Here is a 16,075-nt window from a genome sequence, read left to right on the forward strand (position 1 = left end):
GAAAACGCGGGCGCCCGGAAGGGGGCCGGTCAGAAGTTGATGCTGCCGATCATGCCCGCGATGTTCGTGGTCACCTCGCTGATCGTGGGAGCGACCGTCGAGGAGGCGAGATAGAACCCGAGCAGGACACACACGATGGCGTGCGGCGCCTTCAGTCCTGACTTCTTCACCAGGATGAAGACGATGATCGCCAGCAGCACCACCGCCGAAATCGAGAGTGCCACGGCGGTTCACCTCCAAAGATCCCAGGGACACGGGTCCGGTACGGGGGTCGGACATGAGGGGTCGGTAAATCCATACAACAGCCAGCGGGTTCATACCCACACAGCGCTAGTGATCATAACTATCCGTACGCGCGCATCGATCGGCGCACGGCCGCACAAGGGGGCGCATGGCCAATATGGTCGGGGCATGACGACCGAGCCCCTCTCCTTCCCCCGACAGCACGCCCTTACCCAGCGGTTCACGCTGGGCGCGCCACGCGCCTTCGCCGTGGCCCCGGACGGTTCCCGAGTCGTGTTCCTGCGTTCCCGCTCCGGTACGGACCGGGCGAATCTGCTGTGGGTACTCGACGTGGCGGACGGCACGGAGCGCGTCGCGGCCGATCCACAGGCGCTGCTCGGGGGCGTCACGGAGCACCTGTCGGCAGCGGAACGGGCGCGCCGCGAGCGCAGCCGCGAGGGCAGTGGCGGGATCGTCGGCTACGCCACCGACACGGCAGTGGAGTTGGCCTCTTTCGCCTTGTCAGGGCGGCTTTTCACGGCCGAGCTGCGGGCCGGCACGGCACGCGAACTCCGCGTCCCCGGACCGGTGATCGACCCGCGCCCATCGCCCGACGGACGGCTCGTGGCGTACGTCTCCGGGAGCGCCCTGCGTGTCGTCGGCGCCGAGGGCGAGGGCGACCGGGCGCTCGCCGAGCCGGAGCCCTCGGCGGAACCAGGGACGGTTTCCTATGGATTGGCCGAGTTCATCGCGGCCGAGGAGATGCAGCGTTCGCGCGGCTTCTGGTGGTCGCCGGAGGGGGACCGGCTGCTGGTCGCGCGGGTCGACGACGCGCCCGTAAGCCGCTGGTGGATCTCCGATCCCGCACAGCCCGGGCGCGATCCGCAACAGGTCGCGTATCCGGCGGCCGGAACCTCCAACGCGGACGTACGGCTCTACGTCATCGATCTCGACGGGGTGCGCACGGAGGTCGTGTGGGACCGGGCGCGGTACCCGTATCTGGCGCATGTGCACTGGTCAGAGGCTGGTGCGCCGCTGATTCTGGTGCAGGCGCGGGACCAGCTCAGTCGGCTGTTCCTGGCGGTGGATCCGGACACCGGGGCGACCCGGATGGTGCACGCGGACGAAGATCCACAATGGCTTGATCTTTTCCCCGGTGTGCCGTGCTGGAGCCCCGCCGGGCAGCTCGTCCGCATCGCCGACGAGGGCGGTGCGCGAGTCCTCGCGTTCGGTGAACGCCCGCTCACCGGACCCCAGTTGCATGTGCGCGCGGTGCTCGACGTGACGGACGACGAGGTGCTGATCTCGGCGTCGGCAGGCGAGTCGGCGGCCGCGCCCGAGACCGGCGAGGTCCACGTGTACCGGGTCAACGAGCTCGGCCTGGAGCGCCTCTCGCAGGAGCCCGGCGTGCACTCGGCGGTGCGCGCCGGGGGCGTGACCGTGCTCGTCTCGGCGGTACTGGACCAGCCGGGCGCCCGAGTGCAGGTGCTGCGCGACGGAAAGCGAACGGCGACGATCACCTCGTACGCCGAAAGTCCGGGTCTGTCCCCGCGCGTGACTCTCACACAGGGGGGCGCACGGAAAATCCCATGCGCCGTGCTTATGCCTACGGACTACCGCGGCGACACTCCCCTGCCCGTCCTCATGGACCCCTACGGCGGTCCGCACGGCTCCCGGGTGCTGGCCGCACACAACGCGCACCTCACCTCGCAGTGGTTCGCGGACCAGGGCTTCGCGGTGGTCGTCGCGGACGGGCGGGGCACCCCGGGCCGCTCCCCCGCCTGGGAGAAGGCGATCAAGGACGATGTGGCCGCGGTCGTGCTCCAGGACCAGATCGACGCCCTCCAGGCCCTCGCCGAGACCTTCCCGCTGGATCTGACCCGGGTCGCCATCAGGGGCTGGTCGTTCGGCGGGTTTCTGGCGGGACTCGCCGTGCTGCGCCGCCCGGACGTCTTCCACGCGGGCATCGTCGGCGCCCCGGTCACCGACCAGCGGCTGTACGACACGCACTACACGGAGCGCTATCTGGGCGACCCGAACACCCGGCCCGAGGTGTACGCCGCGAACTCGTTGATCGACGACAACGGCCTGGTGGCCGCCGCGGAGCCCGCCCGCCCCATGATGATCGTGCACGGCCTCGCCGACGACAACGTGGTCGTCGCCCACACCCTCCGCCTGTCCTCGGCCCTGCTCTCCGCCGGCCGCCCACACGAGGTGCTCCCCCTGTCGGGCGTCACCCACATGACTCCACAGGAACAGGTCGCGGAGAATCTATTGCTGCTCCAGGTGGACTTCCTGAAGCGGTCACTGGGGTTGGCCTAGGTACGGCAGCGGGCCAGAGCGACATGGCGCGCTCCGGCCCGCTTACGGCACCCGCACGGCCGTACGTTGTTCAGACTGACGGGTCCGTATATCGGGTCCGCGTCCGTGAAGTTGCCTGCGTGTAAACGCGATTGGTGCACATTTGTGCGGCTATGCCGCCCCATCTGTGGGGTCCTCCGGGGGCACCACCTGTTTCTCCTCGGCGAAGTGACAGGCCGAGTCGTGCGCGGCCGGACCCTCGGTGAGCCGGAACTCCGCGGGCACCGCGAGCAGCGGCACCTCCAGCGCGCAGCGCTCCTGCGCCTTCCAGCAGCGGGTGCGGAAGCGGCACCCGGACGGGATGTTCGCCGGGGAGGGCACGTCACCGGTGAGGATGATCCGCTCGCGGTGTTCGCGGGCCTCGGGGTCGGGCACGGGCACGGCGGAGAGCAGGGCCTGGGTGTAGGGATGCGTCGGGTGGTCGTAGATCTCGGCGTCCCGGCCGGTCTCCACGATCCGCCCGAGGTACATCACGCCGACCCGGTCGGAGATATGCCGCACGATGGAGAGGTCGTGCGCGATGAAGACGTACGAGAGGTTGAACTCGTCCTGGAGCCGGTCGAGCAGGTTGATCACCTGCGCCTGGACCGAGACGTCGAGCGCGGACACCGGTTCGTCCGCGACGATGATCTCGGGGCGCAGCGCCAACCCCCGCGCGATTCCGATGCGTTGGCGCTGTCCGCCGGAGAACTGGTGCGGATAGCGGTTGATGTACTCGGGGTTGAGTCCGACCACGTCGAGCAGGTCCTGGACCTTCTGCCGCCGGTCGCCCTTGGGCGCGACCTCGGGGTGGATCTCGTAGGGCTCCCCGATGATGTCGCCGACGGTCATGCGCGGGTTGAGCGAGGTGTACGGGTCCTGGAAGACCATCTGGATGTTGCGGCGTACGGCTTTGAGGGCTTTGCCGGACATCTTGGTGATGTCCTCGCCCTTGTACTTGATCACTCCGGCGGTCGGCTTCTCCAGGTTGACCAGCATCTTGGCGACCGTCGACTTGCCGCAGCCGGACTCGCCGACGATGCCGAGGGTCTCGCCCCGGTCGAGGTGGAAGTCGACGCCGTCGACGGCCTTGACGGCGCCGACCTGCTTTCGGAAGACGATGCCCTGGGTCAGGGGGTAATGCTTGACCAGGCCGCTGACCTCCAGAAGCGCTTCCGTGGTGACTGCTGGTGTCGCCTCAGTGGCTGCTTGTGTCATCGAGGCACTCCCTCCAGAAGAAGCAGGCGCTCCTGCGGTTCTCGTCGACCTCCGCGAGCGGCGGAACGTCGGTCCGGCAGATGTCCTGGGCCATCGGGCAGCGGGGGTTGAAGGCGCAGCCCGGGGGGATGTGCATCAGGTTCGGCGGCAGGCCCTTGATGGCGTAGAGCTCCTGGCCCTTCTGGTCCAGCCGCGGGATCGACTCCAACAGGCCCTTGGTGTACGGGTGTGCGGGGGCCTTGTAGATGTCGTGGACCGGCGCCGACTCGACGATGCGGCCCGCGTACATCACGGCGATCCGGTCGGCGACGTCCGCGACCACGCCGAGGTCGTGGGTGATGAGGATGAGCCCCATGTGCAGTTCGCGCTGCAACTCGGCGAGCAGGTCCATGACTTGGGCCTGGACGGTGACGTCGAGGGCGGTGGTCGGTTCGTCGGCGATGATCAGGGCGGGTTCCAGGGCCAGCGCCATGGCGATCATGATGCGCTGGCGCATACCGCCGGAGAACTGGTGGGGGTAGTCGCGCACGCGCTCCGCGGCGGCCGGGATCCGTACCCGTTCCATCAGCTCGATGGCCTTGGCGCGGGCGGCCTTCCTGGACATCCCGCGGTGCACGGTGAACATCTCGCCGAGCTGGTCGCCCACGGAGAGCACCGGGTTGAGGGAGGACAGCGCGTCCTGGAAGATCATCGCCATCTCGGCGCCGCGGACCTTGCGCCGGTCCTCCTCCTTGAGCTTCAGCAGGTCCCGGCCCTGGAAGAGGACTTCACCGCCGGTGATCTTTCCCGGCGGCATGTCGAGGATGCCCATGATGGCCTGCGCGGTCACCGACTTGCCGGAGCCGGACTCGCCGAGCACGGCGAGGGTCTCGCCCTCGTCCACGCTGTAGCTGACCCCGTTGACAGCCTTGGCGACCCCGTCCCTGGTCCTGAACTCCACGTGCAGATCGCGCACTTCGAGCAGCACGGCCGTCACCTCAGCTTCGGGTCGAGGGCGTCGCGCACCGCGTCGCCGAGCATGATGAACGCCAGGACGGTGATCGCGAGGGCTCCGGCGGGCCACAGGAGCATGTGCGGGGCGTTGCGGATGTACGCGGACGCCGCGGAGATGTCGATGCCCCAGGAGACCGTCGGGGGCTTCAGGCCGACTCCGAGGTAGGAGAGTGTCGCCTCCAGCGAGATGTACGTGCCGAGCGCGATGGTCGCCACGACGATCACCGGCGCGACGGCGTTCGGCGTGATGTGCCGCAACAGGAGCCGCGAGTTGGAGGCACCGAGGGCGCGGGCGGCCTGGACGTAGTCGTTCTGCTTGGTGGTGATGACCGCGCCGCGCGCGATGCGGGACAGCTGGGGCCAGCCGAGCAGCACCATGAACCCGATGACGGGCCAGATCGTGTTGCTCGTCACCACGGAGAGGAGGACCAGGCCGCCGAGCACCACGGGGATCGCGAAGAAGATGTCCGTGATCCTGGACAGCACCGAGTCCCACACCCCGCCGAAGAACCCGGCGAGCCCGCCGAGCACCGACCCGAGGATCGCGACCCCGAGCGTGGCGCAGACACCGACGGCGATCGAGACGCGCGTGCCGTACACCGTCCGCGTGTAGACGTCGCAGCCCTGTCCGTCGTACCCGAAGGGGTGGCCGGGCTGCGAGCCCTCCTGGGCCTTGGCGAGGTCGCAGTTGAGCGGGTTCCCGGAGGCGATCAGCGAGGGCCAGAGCGAGATGACCACCAGGAAGAGGATGACGAGCCCGGAAAGGATGAAGACGGGGTTGCGGCGCAGGTCGCGCCAGGCGTCGGACCACAGCGAACGGGGCTTCTCCTGCGGCCCGGTGCCCTCCGGGCCGCCCGGAGTCCTCTCCAGGGTCTCCCCCTCGCTCATGGCGAGGTCCATGGCGCCGCCCATGCCCGTGGCGGCGATCGCGCCGTCCTCCGGGGCGCGGCCACCGCCCGACATCCACGGCTCCGGCGGCTGGGGTTCAGGCATAGCGGATCCTCGGGTCGAGTACGGCGTACAGCAGGTCCACGAGCAGGTTGGCGACCAGGAACACCAGGACCAGGACGGTCACGAAGCCGACGACGGTCTGCGTGTTCTGGCGGAGAATCCCCTGGTAGAGCTGGAAGCCGACGCCGTGGATGTTGAAGATCCGCTCGGTGACGATCGCGCCGCCCATGAGCGCGCCGATGTCCGTGCCGATGAAGGTGACTACCGGGATGAGTGAGTTCCGCAGCAGGTGCTTGGTGATCACCCGGCGCCGGGGCAGGCCCTTGGCGATCGCCGTACGGACGTAGTCGGACCGCTTGTTCTCCGCAATGGAGGTCCGGGTCAGCCGGGTCACGTAGGCGAGGGAGACGGAGGCCAGGACCAGGCCGGGCACGATCAGTTCGCCGAATTCGGCGTCCGAGGAGACCGACGGTTTGATCCAGCCCCACTCGACGCCCAGCAGGAGTTGGAGCAGCAGGCCGGTGACGAAGGTGGGCACCGAGATGACGACGAGGGTGAGCAGCAGGACGCCGGTGTCGACGGGCCGCCCGCGGCGCAGGCCGGTGATGACGCCGAGCGCGATGCCGATGACGATCTCGATGACGATCGCGACGATGGTGAGCCGGATGGTGACGGGGAAGGCGGTCGACATCAGTTCGGTGACCGGCTGCCCGTTGAAGGCGGTGCCGAAGTCGCCGGTGAAGACGTTGCCCATGTAGGTCAGGTATTGCTGCCACACGGGCTTGTCGAGACCGAACTCCTTCCGCAGCTGGGCGGCGGTGGCGGGGTCGCAGGCCCGGTCTCCGCACAGGCCGGCGATGGGGTCGCCCATCACGTTGACCATCAGGAAGATCAGCAGGGTGGCGCCGATGAAGACCGGGATCATCTGCAGCAGGCGCCGGATTACGTACCGTCCCATGAGGACTCCGGGGGTAGGAGAGGGCGGCCCCGTCGTGGGGGCCGCCCGGCGCGGCTCAGTTGACCTTGATCTCGTTGTAGACGGGGACGCTGAACTGGTTGAGCGCCACGTTGGAGATCTGGTCCGAGTAGCCGGCGCTGCCGTTCTGGTACCAGAGCGGGATGGCTCCCATGTCGTCCCGCAGGACCTCCTCGGCCTGCTGGAAGAGGGACACGGCCTTGGCCCGGTCGGTCTCGGCGTTCGCCTGGTTGACCAGCTTGTCGAAGTCCGGGTTGGTCCACTTGCCGTCGTTGGACGAGGCGTTGGTGTAGTACAGCGGCTGCAGGAAGTTCTGGATCAGCGGGTAGTCCATCTGCCAGCCGGCCCGGAAGGGGCCCGACATCTTGTCCGACGTGATCTGGCTGCGGAAGTCGGCGAAGGTGCCGACGGGGTTGCCGACGCAGGCCTTGTCGTTGCCCATCGCGTTGTTGACGGAGTTGCAGACGGCGTCGACCCACTCCTTGTGCGAGCCGGTGTCCGCGTTGTACGAGATCTTGATCTGCCCGCCGGGAAGGCCACCGCCCTCCTCGATCAGCTTCTTGGCCTCGGTCGGGTTGTAGTCGCAGGCGTCACCGCACAGCCCCTCCTTGAAGCCGCCGTCCGTGCCGAGCACCGGTGAGGTCCAGTCGGAGGCCGGAGTGCGGGTCTTCTGGAAGATCGTGTCGGTGATCTGCGCACGGTCGATCGCCATGGACAGTCCCTGGCGGACCTTCTCCACCCCTGCTTTGCCCCAATTCTTGTCATAGAACGGGAAAGCGAGCGTCTGGATGATGCCGGCGGGCGTATTGATGTACCGGTCACCGAGGTCGCTCTTCACGTTCTTGAGCTGGGAGGCGGGCACGTCATCGACGAGATCGAGGTTGCCGGCCATGAGGTCGGTGTAGGCGGTGTTGTTGTCGGTGTAGACCTTGAGGTCGACGCCGCCGTTCTGCGCCTTGTCCGGGCCGGAGTAGCCGTCCCACTTCCGCAGGGACATCTGCGAGCCCTTGGTGTACGCGTCGATGGTGTACGGCCCGTTGCCGACGGGCTTCTTCAGCCAGTTCGCGTGGTCGTCGAAGAACGCCTTGGGCAGCGGCGAGAAGGCGGCGTAGCCGAGGGTGTCGGGGAACGTCGAGAACTTCTGGTTGAGCCTGACGGTGAAGGTGTCGGTCCCGGTGACCTTCAGCCCGGACAGGGTGTCGGCGCTCTGCTTGCTGCCGTCCTCCGGGTGGGTCTTGTCGTACCCGTCGATGTACCCGAAGAAGTACGCGTTCTTCTGGTTGTTCTTGAGGCTGGCGCCGTAGTTCCAGGCGTCGACGAAGGACTGCGCGGTGACGGCCTCGCCGTTGCTGAACTTCCAGCCGTCCTTGATCGTGACCGTGAAGTTCTGCGAGTCCGAGGTGTCGATCTTGTCGGCGAGCATGTCCTCGGCGGCGCCGGTCTTGGCGTTGTACCGCTTGAGCCCGCGGAAGACCATGTCGAGGACCTTGCCGCCCTGCACCTCGTTGGTGTTGGCCGGTTCCAGCGGGTTCTGCGGGTCTCCCCACGAGGAACTCACGACTCCGGTGCCGTCGCCGCCGCTGTCACTCCCTCCACCCCCGCAGGCGGTCGCCGCGAGGGCTACCGCGGCCGCACATGCGGCCCATTTGGCGTGCGTGGCTCCACGCATGGAGTGCCTCCTCAAGAGTGCGCTGTGCCGCCGGCGCCGGGGCGTTGGCTGGGGGCTCCGGTGCGGTGTGCCTTTAGCGCTCAATATCGGCCCATAAATGGCATATCGCATATTCAGCCCACCCTTTCGGGTGGAAGTGCCAGCCATATGCAGGCACGCCGGAATCTGATACTCCAGTTGCCGGCGAACCGGACGCCGACGCTCCGCGCGAGCGGCGCAACGGATCTTCACGGTTCGATGCCGAACCGTTGGATTACGTCCTCCAGATGTACGCATTCCGAGACTTCAGCGTCCGCATATCGAACGCCTTGCCCGATTAAGGCAGTTGGTCCGTTTCTGGACACGGATCGGCCACGGCGCGCTACACGCGTAGTTATGCTTAGGTCAAGTCGAGGCAAAGACAGTAAAGACAAACCCAAGGGGGGCCAGATTTTATTGACCTTGCATGAATTGCGTTGAAAAAGTCCGGCGTAGCCCGTAGGGAGCGCCCTGCGGAGCCCTTGACCCCTTCGGGCACGGAGCACCATGACCCTCCCTACTCCTTCCGCGGCCGCCCCGCTTGAGGTGATCGACGAGAGCGCCGAGAAGTCGGCGCCCTCTTCCACCCCCAAGGGCTCCGAGAGTCGCTCCCCGGGACGACTCGCCTGGAAGCGGTTCAAACGCGACCGCACGGGCGTCATATCGGCCTACATCGTGATCTTCTTCTTCACGATCGCGATCTGCGCCCCGCTGATAGCGAAGCTGTACGGCAAGAACCCGTACACGACGTACGCCAGCCAGCGCCCGGAGCTCCTGGACGCCTTCTCCTACCCGGCCGGAGCGAACGGCGGGATGAGCTCGGAGTTCTGGTTCGGCATCGAGCCGCAGCTCGGCCGGGACGTCTTCACCTACCTGCTTTACGGAATCCGGACGTCGCTGGGCATCGCCGTTGCTGCCACCCTGCTGACCACCGTCGTCGGCGTGGTCATCGGCACCACCGCGGGCTACCTGGGCGGCAAGACCGACTATCTCGTCGGCCGGATCATCGACATCGTGCTGTCGTTCCCGTCGACGCTGTTCTTCATCGCCTTCATGCCGGTGGTGTACGGGCTGTTCGTCGCCCCCGACGACAACATCCCCACCTCTTTGCGGGCCGCCGCCCTGATCCTGGTCCTCTCCTCGTTCGGCTGGGCCTCCATCGCCCGACTGCTGCGCGGCCAGGTACTGGGTCTGCGCGAGCGGGAGTACATCGAGGCGGCCAAGGTCACCGGTGCGTCGCCACGGCGCATCGTGTTCAAGGAGCTGCTGCCCAACCTGTGGACGCCGATCATCATCCAGTCCACGTTGATGCTCCCCGCCTACGTGACCGCGGAGGCCGGGCTGTCCTTCCTCGGCGTCGGCATCATCGACCCGACCCCGGACTGGGGCGTCATGATCCAGCGCGGCGCCCAGTTCTACACCGAGGACCTCACCTTCATGCTCTTCCCGGGCGTGTCCATGGTGATCTTCGTCCTCGCCTTCAACCTGCTCGGCGACTCGGTGCGCGATGCGCTCGACCCGAAGTCCAAGCGGTAGCCACCCCGTTCCACCCGGTCCGTTTCAGGCGGCCGGCCCATCCGTTCCGAACGTCCTCGTAAGGCAGGTTCACCCATGTCTTTCTCCCGTAGAAACTTCCTGATAGCCACCGGTGTGGTCGCGGCCTCGGCGTCGGTGCTGACCGCGTGCGGCGGCAGCGACACCAAGTCGGCCAGCAAGGTCCCCTCGGTCAGCGGCTCGAAGACCCAGGAGATCCCGGTCGGCACCAAGGCCGACTCGACCGGCCCGGCGCCGGAGGTCACGGGAGCGGTCAAGGGCGGGACGATCTACTCGCTCGACCAGTTCGACATGGACCACCTGGACCCGGCGCAGATCTACGTCTCCACCGAGGGCGCCATCACCCGCCCGATCCTCCGCGGCCTCACCGGCTACAAGATCGACGAAAAGGGCGGCGCGACCCTGGTCGGCGACCTCGCCACCGACGCCGGCACCATGAAGGACGGCGGCAAGACCTGGTCCTTCACCCTGAAGGACGGCGTCAAGTGGGAGGACGGCTCGGACATCTCCCCGGACGACGTCCGCCACACCTTCGAGCGCCTCTTCGCCACCTTCATCACCGAGGGCCCCCGCTACGTTCAGCAGTGGCTGGTCGGCGGCGACAAGTACACCGGGCCCTACGACGGCAAGTCCCTCGACTCCGTGGAGACCGACGGCAGGACCGTCACCTTCCGCCTGACCGAGGCGCGCGCCGACTTCAACTTCACGCTCGCCATGCCGGGCTACGGACTGGTGAACAAGAAGAACGACACCAAGGAGGACTACGACAAGCGTCCGTTCTCCTCCGGCCCGTACAAGATCGGCAGCCGCAGCGTCGGCAAGTCGCTGACCTACGTGCGCAACGAGCACTGGGACCCGGCGACCGACTCGATCCGCAACAACTACCCGGACAAGTTCGTCTTCCAGTTCGGCTTCGAGCTGCTGGCCTCCACCGACCGCTACATAGCGGACTCCGGAAACGACCAGTACGCGATGTCGATCTTCAACGAGGTCGCCCCGGAGCGGATCGCCCAGGTCCTCACCAACGCCACGCTCAAGAAGCGCGTGCTCACCGAGGTCGACACGGTCACCTACTACTGGCCGATCAATATGACCCGCATCAAGGACCTCAAGGTCCGTCAGGCCATCAACTGGGCCTGGCCGCACCAGCAGCTGCAGACGATCCGCGGCGGCGCCTCCACCAGCGAGCTGGCCACCACGATCCTCTCGCCGGTCACCCCGGGTTACACGAAGTTCGACCTGTACGGCGTGACCACGAAGCCCGGCGGCGACCCGGCCAAGGCCAAGGCACTGCTGAAGGAGGCCGGCAAGGAGGGCCAGAAGCTGGTCATCGCCTACCAGTCCTCGGACACCGCGGTGAAGTCGGCCGTGGCGATCAAGAACGCCCTGGAGGAAGCCGGCTTCACGGTCGTCAACAAGCAGGTCGACAAGTCGACCTTCTACACCCAGATCGGCAAGATCGACAACGACTACGACCTGTTCGCCGCCGGCTGGAGCCCGGACTGGCCGAACGGTTACTCGGTCTTCTACCCCTGCTGGAGCGGCGAGAACATCGGCGACGGCCGCAGCAACTACGCCCAGCTGAACGACGCGAGCGTCAACAAGGCGATCGACGCGGCCTCCACGATCACGGACACCGCGGAGGCGAACAAGGCCTGGGGCAACATCGACCGCCAGATCATGGAGCTGGCCGCGGTGGTCCCGGACTACCACTCCATCCGCAACTGGATGCACGGCTCCAAGGTCGGCAACGTCGTGTACGACAGCGGCAACACCTGCGTCGCGCTCACCAAGCTCTACGCCAAGAAGTAAGCCGTACGACCTGGGGGGCGGCCGTTCGCCCGGCCGCCCCCTCCGGCCCTCTCCCCTCCACGCCCCCGGCGACGGCGCCCCGTCCGGAAAGTCACGCCCCCATGCCCCGCTTCCTCGTCCGCCGAGTCCTCGGCGCACTGGTCATCCTGCTGATCATCAGTGCCATCACCTTCGGCCTCTTCTACGCCATCCCGCGTGACCCGGCGATGATGTCCTGCGGCAAGAACTGCACGCCCGACATGCTCGCGCAGATCCGGCACAACCTGGGCATCGACCACCCGATCCCGGTGCAGTACTGGGACTGGCTCAAGGGCGTCTTCGTCGGACGTGACTACGCCGGCTTCGGAAACTGCAACGCCCCCTGCCTCGGCTACTCCTTCGCCAACCGCGAGCCCGTCCTCGGCACGATCCTCGACCGGCTGCCGACGACCCTCTCACTCGCCTTCGGTGCGGCCGTCGTGTTCCTGGTCTTCGGTGTCGGTGCGGGCATGGTCGCCGCCCTCAAGCAGGGCAAGTTCCTGGACAAGTTCGCCAGCTCGGCCTCGCTGTTCGGCTCCTCGCTGCAGATCTACTTCGTCGGCTACATCGCGATGTTCTTCCTGGTCTCGAAGCTGGGCCTGTTCTCGCAGCCTTCGTACACACCCATCACCGAGGACCCGGTCGCCTGGTTCTCCGGGCTCCTGCTGCCCTGGCTGACCCTGGCGATCATCTTCACCGCCAACTACACCCGTATGACCCGCTCCCAGCTCGTCGAACAGCTCAGCGAGGACTACGTCCGCACCGCCCGCGCCAAGGGCCTGTCCCGTGCGAACGTCTTCTTCCGGTTCGCCTGGCGCGGTGCGATGGGTCCCATCGTGACGGTCTTCGGCATCGACCTCGGCACCCTGATCGGCGGCGCGATCATCACGGAGTCGGTCTTCAGCATGCAGGGCATCGGCCGCCTCGCGGTGGACTCCGTGAACAAGAGCGACCTGCCCATGCTGCTCGGCGTCACCGTCCTGTCAGCCGGCGCGATCGTGTTCTTCAACATCATCGTCGACGCCGTCTACGCCCTCATCGACCCGCGGATCCGGCTCGCCTGACCCCGGGCAACCCGCCCCCGACAGCTACCCCGGCATCACCCCCCTCAGGAGCGTCCCCGTGACGAGCACCGATCAGCAGCCCTTCCTGTCCGTCAGGGATCTGAAGGTCCACTTCTCCACCGAAGACGGCACCGTCAAGGCCGTCGACGGTCTCTCCTTCGACCTGGCCAAGGGCAAGACCCTCGGCATCGTGGGCGAGTCGGGCTCGGGCAAGTCCGTCACGAACCTGACGATCCTGGGCCTGCACGACCGCGACCGAACCGCCATCGAGGGCGAGATCCTGCTCGACGACAAGGAGTTGCTGACCGCCTCCGAGCGGGAGATGGAGCGGCTGCGCGGCAACAAGATGTCCATGATCTTCCAGGACGCGCTGGCCTCGCTGTCGCCGTACCACACCATCGGCAGGCAGATCGGCGAGACGTACCGCAAGCACACCGGCGCCTCCAAGAAGGAGGCCCGCGCCCGGTCGATCGAGATGCTCAAGCGGGTCGGCATCCCGCAGCCGGACATGCGGGTCGACGACTACCCGCACCAGTTCTCCGGCGGTATGCGCCAGCGCGCGATGATCGCGATGGCGCTGGTCTGCGACCCGGAGCTGCTGATCGCCGACGAGCCGACGACGGCACTCGACGTGACGGTCCAGGCCCAGATCATGGACCTCCTCAAGGACCTCCAGCAGGAGTTCGGCACGGCGATCATCTTCATCACCCACGACCTCGGTGTCATCGCCGACATCGCGGACGACGTGCTGGTGATGTACGGCGGCCGGTGCGTGGAGCGCGGTACCAAGAAGGAGGTGCTGCGGCAGCCGCAGCACCCGTACACCTGGGGTCTGCTGGGCTCGATGCCGAGCCTCGACGGACCGGTCGACGTACCGCTGTCGCCGATCCCCGGTACCCCGCCCTCCCTCCTCAACCCGCCGACAGGCTGCCGCTTCCACCCGCGGTGCACCTTCACGGAGAAGGTCGCGGCCGGCCTCTGCTCCACCGAGCAGCCGCCACTGAAGATCACGGACGGGCGCGGTGCCGCCTGCCACCTCACAGCGGACCAGCGCCTCGACTTCTTCGCCGACTACGCCGCGACCCGGTCGCACTGACGTAACTGAGACGGGACTTCACGATCATGAGCAACACGAACCCCCTCCTGGACGTCACCGGTCTGACCAAGCACTTCCCGGTGATGGGAGGCTTCCCCATCAAACGGAAGGTCGGCGCGGTCCAGGCCGTGGACGGCCTCGACTTCCAGATCGCCGAGGGCGAGAGCCTGGGCCTCGTCGGTGAGTCCGGCTGCGGCAAGTCGACGACGGGCCGGCTGATCACCCGGCTCCTGGAGCCCACCGGCGGAAAGATCAACTACCGCGGCCAGGACATCACGCACGCGAACCGTCGGCAGCTCGCCCCGGTCCGCTCCGAGATCCAGATGATCTTCCAGGATCCGTACGCCTCGCTGAACCCGCGGCAGACGGTCGGAAAGATCATCTCGGGTCCGATGGAGATCAACGACATCAACCCGGCGGGCGGACGCGAGAACCGCGTCCGCGAGCTCCTCGAGACCGTCGGCCTCAACCCCGAGCACTACAACCGCTTCCCGCACGAGTTCTCCGGCGGACAGCGGCAACGTATCGGCGTGGCAAGGGCGTTGGCACTCTCGCCCAAGCTGATCGTGGCGGACGAACCGGTCTCGGCCCTCGACGTGTCGATCCAGGCGCAGGTCGTGAACCTCCTTCAGGATCTTCAGAAGGACCTGGGTATCGCGTTCCTCTTCATCGCCCACGACCTCGCCGTCGTCCGGCACTTCTCCCAGCGCGTCGCGGTGATGTACCTGGGCAAGATTGTCGAGATCGCCAACCGCGAGGACCTGTACGACAATCCGCGCCACCCGTACACACGCGCGCTGCTGTCCGCCGTTCCCGAGGCCACGGCGGACGACGTGCCGTCCCGCGAGCGCATCCTCCTCACCGGTGACGTGCCCTCGCCGCTCAACCCGCCGTCCGGCTGCCGCTTCCGCACCCGCTGCTGGAAGGCCACGGACAAGTGCGCGTCGGAAGCTCCGCCGCTGGTCCAGATCGGCGGCAGCAGTGACGGCCACCTGACGGCGTGCCACTACCCCGAGGTGAAGGAGTCCGTCCCGGCTCCCCGCCTCTCCAAGGACCCCGAGGTCGCGGCCTGACACACCCCATTCCGTCAGCCCGCGACCCGCGGGACCGAGGTTCGCCGGCCCATTGACCCGAGCGGACGAACTTCCGGTTCCGGGGGAATGAAGGCCCGCACCCCGCCCCGGGTGCGGGCCTTCGTCCTGGCCGGGCAGGGAGTCCTCAGCCCAACTCCCCTCGCTCCACGCAGAATTCGTTCCCCTCGGGGTCCGCCAGGACCACCCACCCGCCGCCGTCAGGGCGGGTGTGGTCCGCGATCCGGTGGGCGCCGAGGGAGAGGGCCCTCTCGACCTCCTCGGCGCGTGTGCGGCCCTGTGGCTGCAGGTCGAGGTGGACGCGGTTCTTGGCCGCCTTGTCCTCCGGGACGTGGACGAAGAGGAGGGCCGGGCCGCCGGACGGGTCGCGGATCAGTGCCTCGGGGTCGCCGGGCTTGTCGTCGTCGGCCAGCGGGCGGCCGAGCAACTCGCTCCAGAAGAGGCCGAGGTCGTACGGGTCGCCGGTGCAGTCGAAGGTGAGCGTACGGATGGTGGGGTTCAGCAAGGCTGTCGCTCCCATGGTCTAGTCACCGGTCCGGCCGTCGGCCAGTTCGCGCAGGATGTCGATGTGGCCGTTGTGGCGGGCCGTCTCCTCGACCAGGTGGAGGATGATCCAGCGGAGGTTGACCTGGAGACCGTCGCGGATGGGGCGCTTGGCAGTGGCGTCGAGGTCGTGCTCGGCCACCAACAGGCGGTAGCGCGCGCACTGTTCCTCGTAGCCGGCCAGCAGCTCCGTCAGCGGAACGTCGACGGCGATGCGCATCTCACGGTCGGGGTCCTCCTCCGTCCAGGGACCTTCGTCCTCCTCGCCGAGGAACACCACCTGGAACCAGTAGTACTCGACCCAGTGCAGGTGGCTGATCAGCCCGCACAGCGTCATCAGCGGGGATCCCGGCAGCGGCGCCCTGCGGGCGTTCTCCGGGGAGACGTCCTCGCACTTGGCGCGGGCCGTCGCGCGGACGTAGTCCAGGAAGGTGTCCAGCTGCGTGCGCTCGTCCCAGGCGGGAGGCGTGTCTGTTCGCGTCGTCGTCATCGGGGTGAAGCATCCCCGTC

General features: G+C 67.5%; 14 protein-coding genes. 6 read left to right on the top strand and 8 right to left on the bottom strand.

Features of this window, described 5'->3' with window-relative positions; translation table 11 throughout:
* Positions 1 to 29 precede the first annotated feature (29 nt).
* The gene (locus ACFVKT_RS36180; protein WP_384388679.1) at positions 30 to 224 is read right to left on the bottom strand and encodes a hypothetical protein; all 195 of its coding nucleotides are present in this window, start codon (positions 222 to 224) and stop codon (positions 30 to 32) included.
* A 187-nt stretch (positions 225 to 411) separates the two neighbouring features.
* On the opposite strand from ACFVKT_RS36180, the gene ACFVKT_RS36185 reads away from it, so the two are divergent.
* Positions 412 to 2,544 (top strand): prolyl oligopeptidase family serine peptidase, encoded by a 2,133-nt coding sequence (locus ACFVKT_RS36185; protein WP_385739793.1) that lies wholly within the window; start codon positions 412 to 414, stop codon positions 2,542 to 2,544.
* 150 nt (positions 2,545 to 2,694) lie between these two features.
* Here ACFVKT_RS36185 and ACFVKT_RS36190 read toward each other — a convergent pair whose 3' ends face one another.
* From ACFVKT_RS36190 to ACFVKT_RS36210, 5 genes are read right to left on the bottom strand one after another with little or no spacing between them, the layout of a single operon-like run.
* Entirely contained in the window at positions 2,695 to 3,780 is a 1,086-nt protein-coding gene (locus ACFVKT_RS36190) for an ABC transporter ATP-binding protein (RefSeq protein WP_385739796.1), read from the bottom strand.
* Complete coding sequence (locus ACFVKT_RS36195; protein ID WP_385739798.1) at positions 3,761 to 4,747, bottom strand: ABC transporter ATP-binding protein; 987 nt, start codon at positions 4,745 to 4,747, stop codon at positions 3,761 to 3,763. The genes ACFVKT_RS36190 and ACFVKT_RS36195 overlap by 20 nt, the downstream gene beginning before the upstream one ends.
* 5 nt (positions 4,748 to 4,752) lie before the next feature.
* A complete protein-coding gene (locus ACFVKT_RS36200) occupies positions 4,753 to 5,766 on the bottom strand; it encodes an ABC transporter permease (RefSeq protein ID WP_385739801.1) in 1,014 nt (337 codons plus the stop codon).
* Positions 5,759 to 6,682 (bottom strand): ABC transporter permease, encoded by a 924-nt coding sequence (locus tag ACFVKT_RS36205; RefSeq protein ID WP_385739803.1) that lies wholly within the window; start codon positions 6,680 to 6,682, stop codon positions 5,759 to 5,761. The genes ACFVKT_RS36200 and ACFVKT_RS36205 overlap by 8 nt, the downstream gene beginning before the upstream one ends.
* Positions 6,683 to 6,737: 55 nt before the next feature.
* Positions 6,738 to 8,369: an ABC transporter substrate-binding protein gene (locus tag ACFVKT_RS36210; RefSeq protein ID WP_385739806.1), complete on the bottom strand. Its 1,632-nt coding sequence runs from the start codon at positions 8,367 to 8,369 to the stop codon at positions 6,738 to 6,740.
* Positions 8,370 to 8,894: 525 nt separating this feature from the next.
* Between ACFVKT_RS36210 and ACFVKT_RS36215 the strand changes: the two genes are divergently transcribed.
* The 5 genes from ACFVKT_RS36215 to ACFVKT_RS36235 all read left to right on the top strand — a co-directional run bounded on the left by ACFVKT_RS36215 (position 8,895) and on the right by ACFVKT_RS36235 (position 15,004).
* On the top strand, positions 8,895 to 9,923 hold the full coding sequence (locus ACFVKT_RS36215) for an ABC transporter permease (RefSeq protein ID WP_385739809.1): 1,029 nt from the start codon (positions 8,895 to 8,897) through the stop codon (positions 9,921 to 9,923).
* A gap of 75 nt (positions 9,924 to 9,998) precedes the next feature.
* Positions 9,999 to 11,753 carry an ABC transporter substrate-binding protein gene (locus tag ACFVKT_RS36220; RefSeq protein WP_385739811.1) on the top strand — a complete coding sequence of 585 codons (1,755 nt, stop codon included), beginning with the start codon at positions 9,999 to 10,001 and terminating at the stop codon, positions 11,751 to 11,753.
* Between the two features lie 101 nt (positions 11,754 to 11,854).
* The gene (locus ACFVKT_RS36225) at positions 11,855 to 12,835 is read left to right on the top strand and encodes an ABC transporter permease (RefSeq protein ID WP_385739814.1); all 981 of its coding nucleotides are present in this window, start codon (positions 11,855 to 11,857) and stop codon (positions 12,833 to 12,835) included.
* 58 nt (positions 12,836 to 12,893) lie between these two features.
* Entirely contained in the window at positions 12,894 to 13,931 is a 1,038-nt protein-coding gene (locus ACFVKT_RS36230) for an ABC transporter ATP-binding protein (RefSeq protein ID WP_385739817.1), read from the top strand.
* A gap of 26 nt (positions 13,932 to 13,957) precedes the next feature.
* Positions 13,958 to 15,004 (top strand): ABC transporter ATP-binding protein, encoded by a 1,047-nt coding sequence (locus ACFVKT_RS36235; protein WP_385739819.1) that lies wholly within the window; start codon positions 13,958 to 13,960, stop codon positions 15,002 to 15,004.
* A 145-nt stretch (positions 15,005 to 15,149) separates the two neighbouring features.
* Here ACFVKT_RS36235 and ACFVKT_RS36240 read toward each other — a convergent pair whose 3' ends face one another.
* Both ACFVKT_RS36240 and ACFVKT_RS36245 read right to left on the bottom strand, forming a co-directional pair.
* Complete coding sequence (locus tag ACFVKT_RS36240) at positions 15,150 to 15,542, bottom strand: VOC family protein (RefSeq protein ID WP_385739821.1); 393 nt, start codon at positions 15,540 to 15,542, stop codon at positions 15,150 to 15,152.
* A 3-nt stretch (positions 15,543 to 15,545) separates the two neighbouring features.
* On the bottom strand, positions 15,546 to 16,055 hold the full coding sequence (locus ACFVKT_RS36245; protein WP_385739824.1) for a DinB family protein: 510 nt from the start codon (positions 16,053 to 16,055) through the stop codon (positions 15,546 to 15,548).
* Positions 16,056 to 16,075: the final 20 nt, after the last annotated feature.

Origin of the sequence: Streptomyces sp. NPDC127595 (assembly GCF_042671685.1) — a bacterium.
Lineage (GTDB): Bacteria > Actinomycetota > Actinomycetes > Streptomycetales > Streptomycetaceae > Streptomyces.

Excerpts from the sequence above, each read along its gene's own strand:
- ACFVKT_RS36185 (WP_385739793.1), top strand. The coding sequence starts at position 412 with ATGACGACCGAGCCCCTCTCCTTCCCCCGACAGCACGCCCTTACCCAG.
- ACFVKT_RS36190 (WP_385739796.1), bottom strand. The coding sequence starts at position 3,780 with ATGACACAAGCAGCCACTGAGGCGACACCAGCAGTCACCACGGAAGCG.
- ACFVKT_RS36200 (WP_385739801.1), bottom strand. The coding sequence starts at position 5,766 with ATGCCTGAACCCCAGCCGCCGGAGCCGTGGATGTCGGGCGGTGGCCGC.
- ACFVKT_RS36205 (WP_385739803.1), bottom strand. The coding sequence starts at position 6,682 with ATGGGACGGTACGTAATCCGGCGCCTGCTGCAGATGATCCCGGTCTTC.
- ACFVKT_RS36210 (WP_385739806.1), bottom strand. The coding sequence starts at position 8,369 with ATGCGTGGAGCCACGCACGCCAAATGGGCCGCATGTGCGGCCGCGGTA.
- ACFVKT_RS36215 (WP_385739809.1), top strand. The coding sequence starts at position 8,895 with ATGACCCTCCCTACTCCTTCCGCGGCCGCCCCGCTTGAGGTGATCGAC.
- ACFVKT_RS36220 (WP_385739811.1), top strand. The coding sequence starts at position 9,999 with ATGTCTTTCTCCCGTAGAAACTTCCTGATAGCCACCGGTGTGGTCGCG.
- ACFVKT_RS36225 (WP_385739814.1), top strand. The coding sequence starts at position 11,855 with ATGCCCCGCTTCCTCGTCCGCCGAGTCCTCGGCGCACTGGTCATCCTG.
- ACFVKT_RS36235 (WP_385739819.1), top strand. The coding sequence starts at position 13,958 with ATGAGCAACACGAACCCCCTCCTGGACGTCACCGGTCTGACCAAGCAC.
- ACFVKT_RS36240 (WP_385739821.1), bottom strand. The coding sequence starts at position 15,542 with ATGGGAGCGACAGCCTTGCTGAACCCCACCATCCGTACGCTCACCTTC.
- ACFVKT_RS36245 (WP_385739824.1), bottom strand. The coding sequence starts at position 16,055 with ATGACGACGACGCGAACAGACACGCCTCCCGCCTGGGACGAGCGCACG.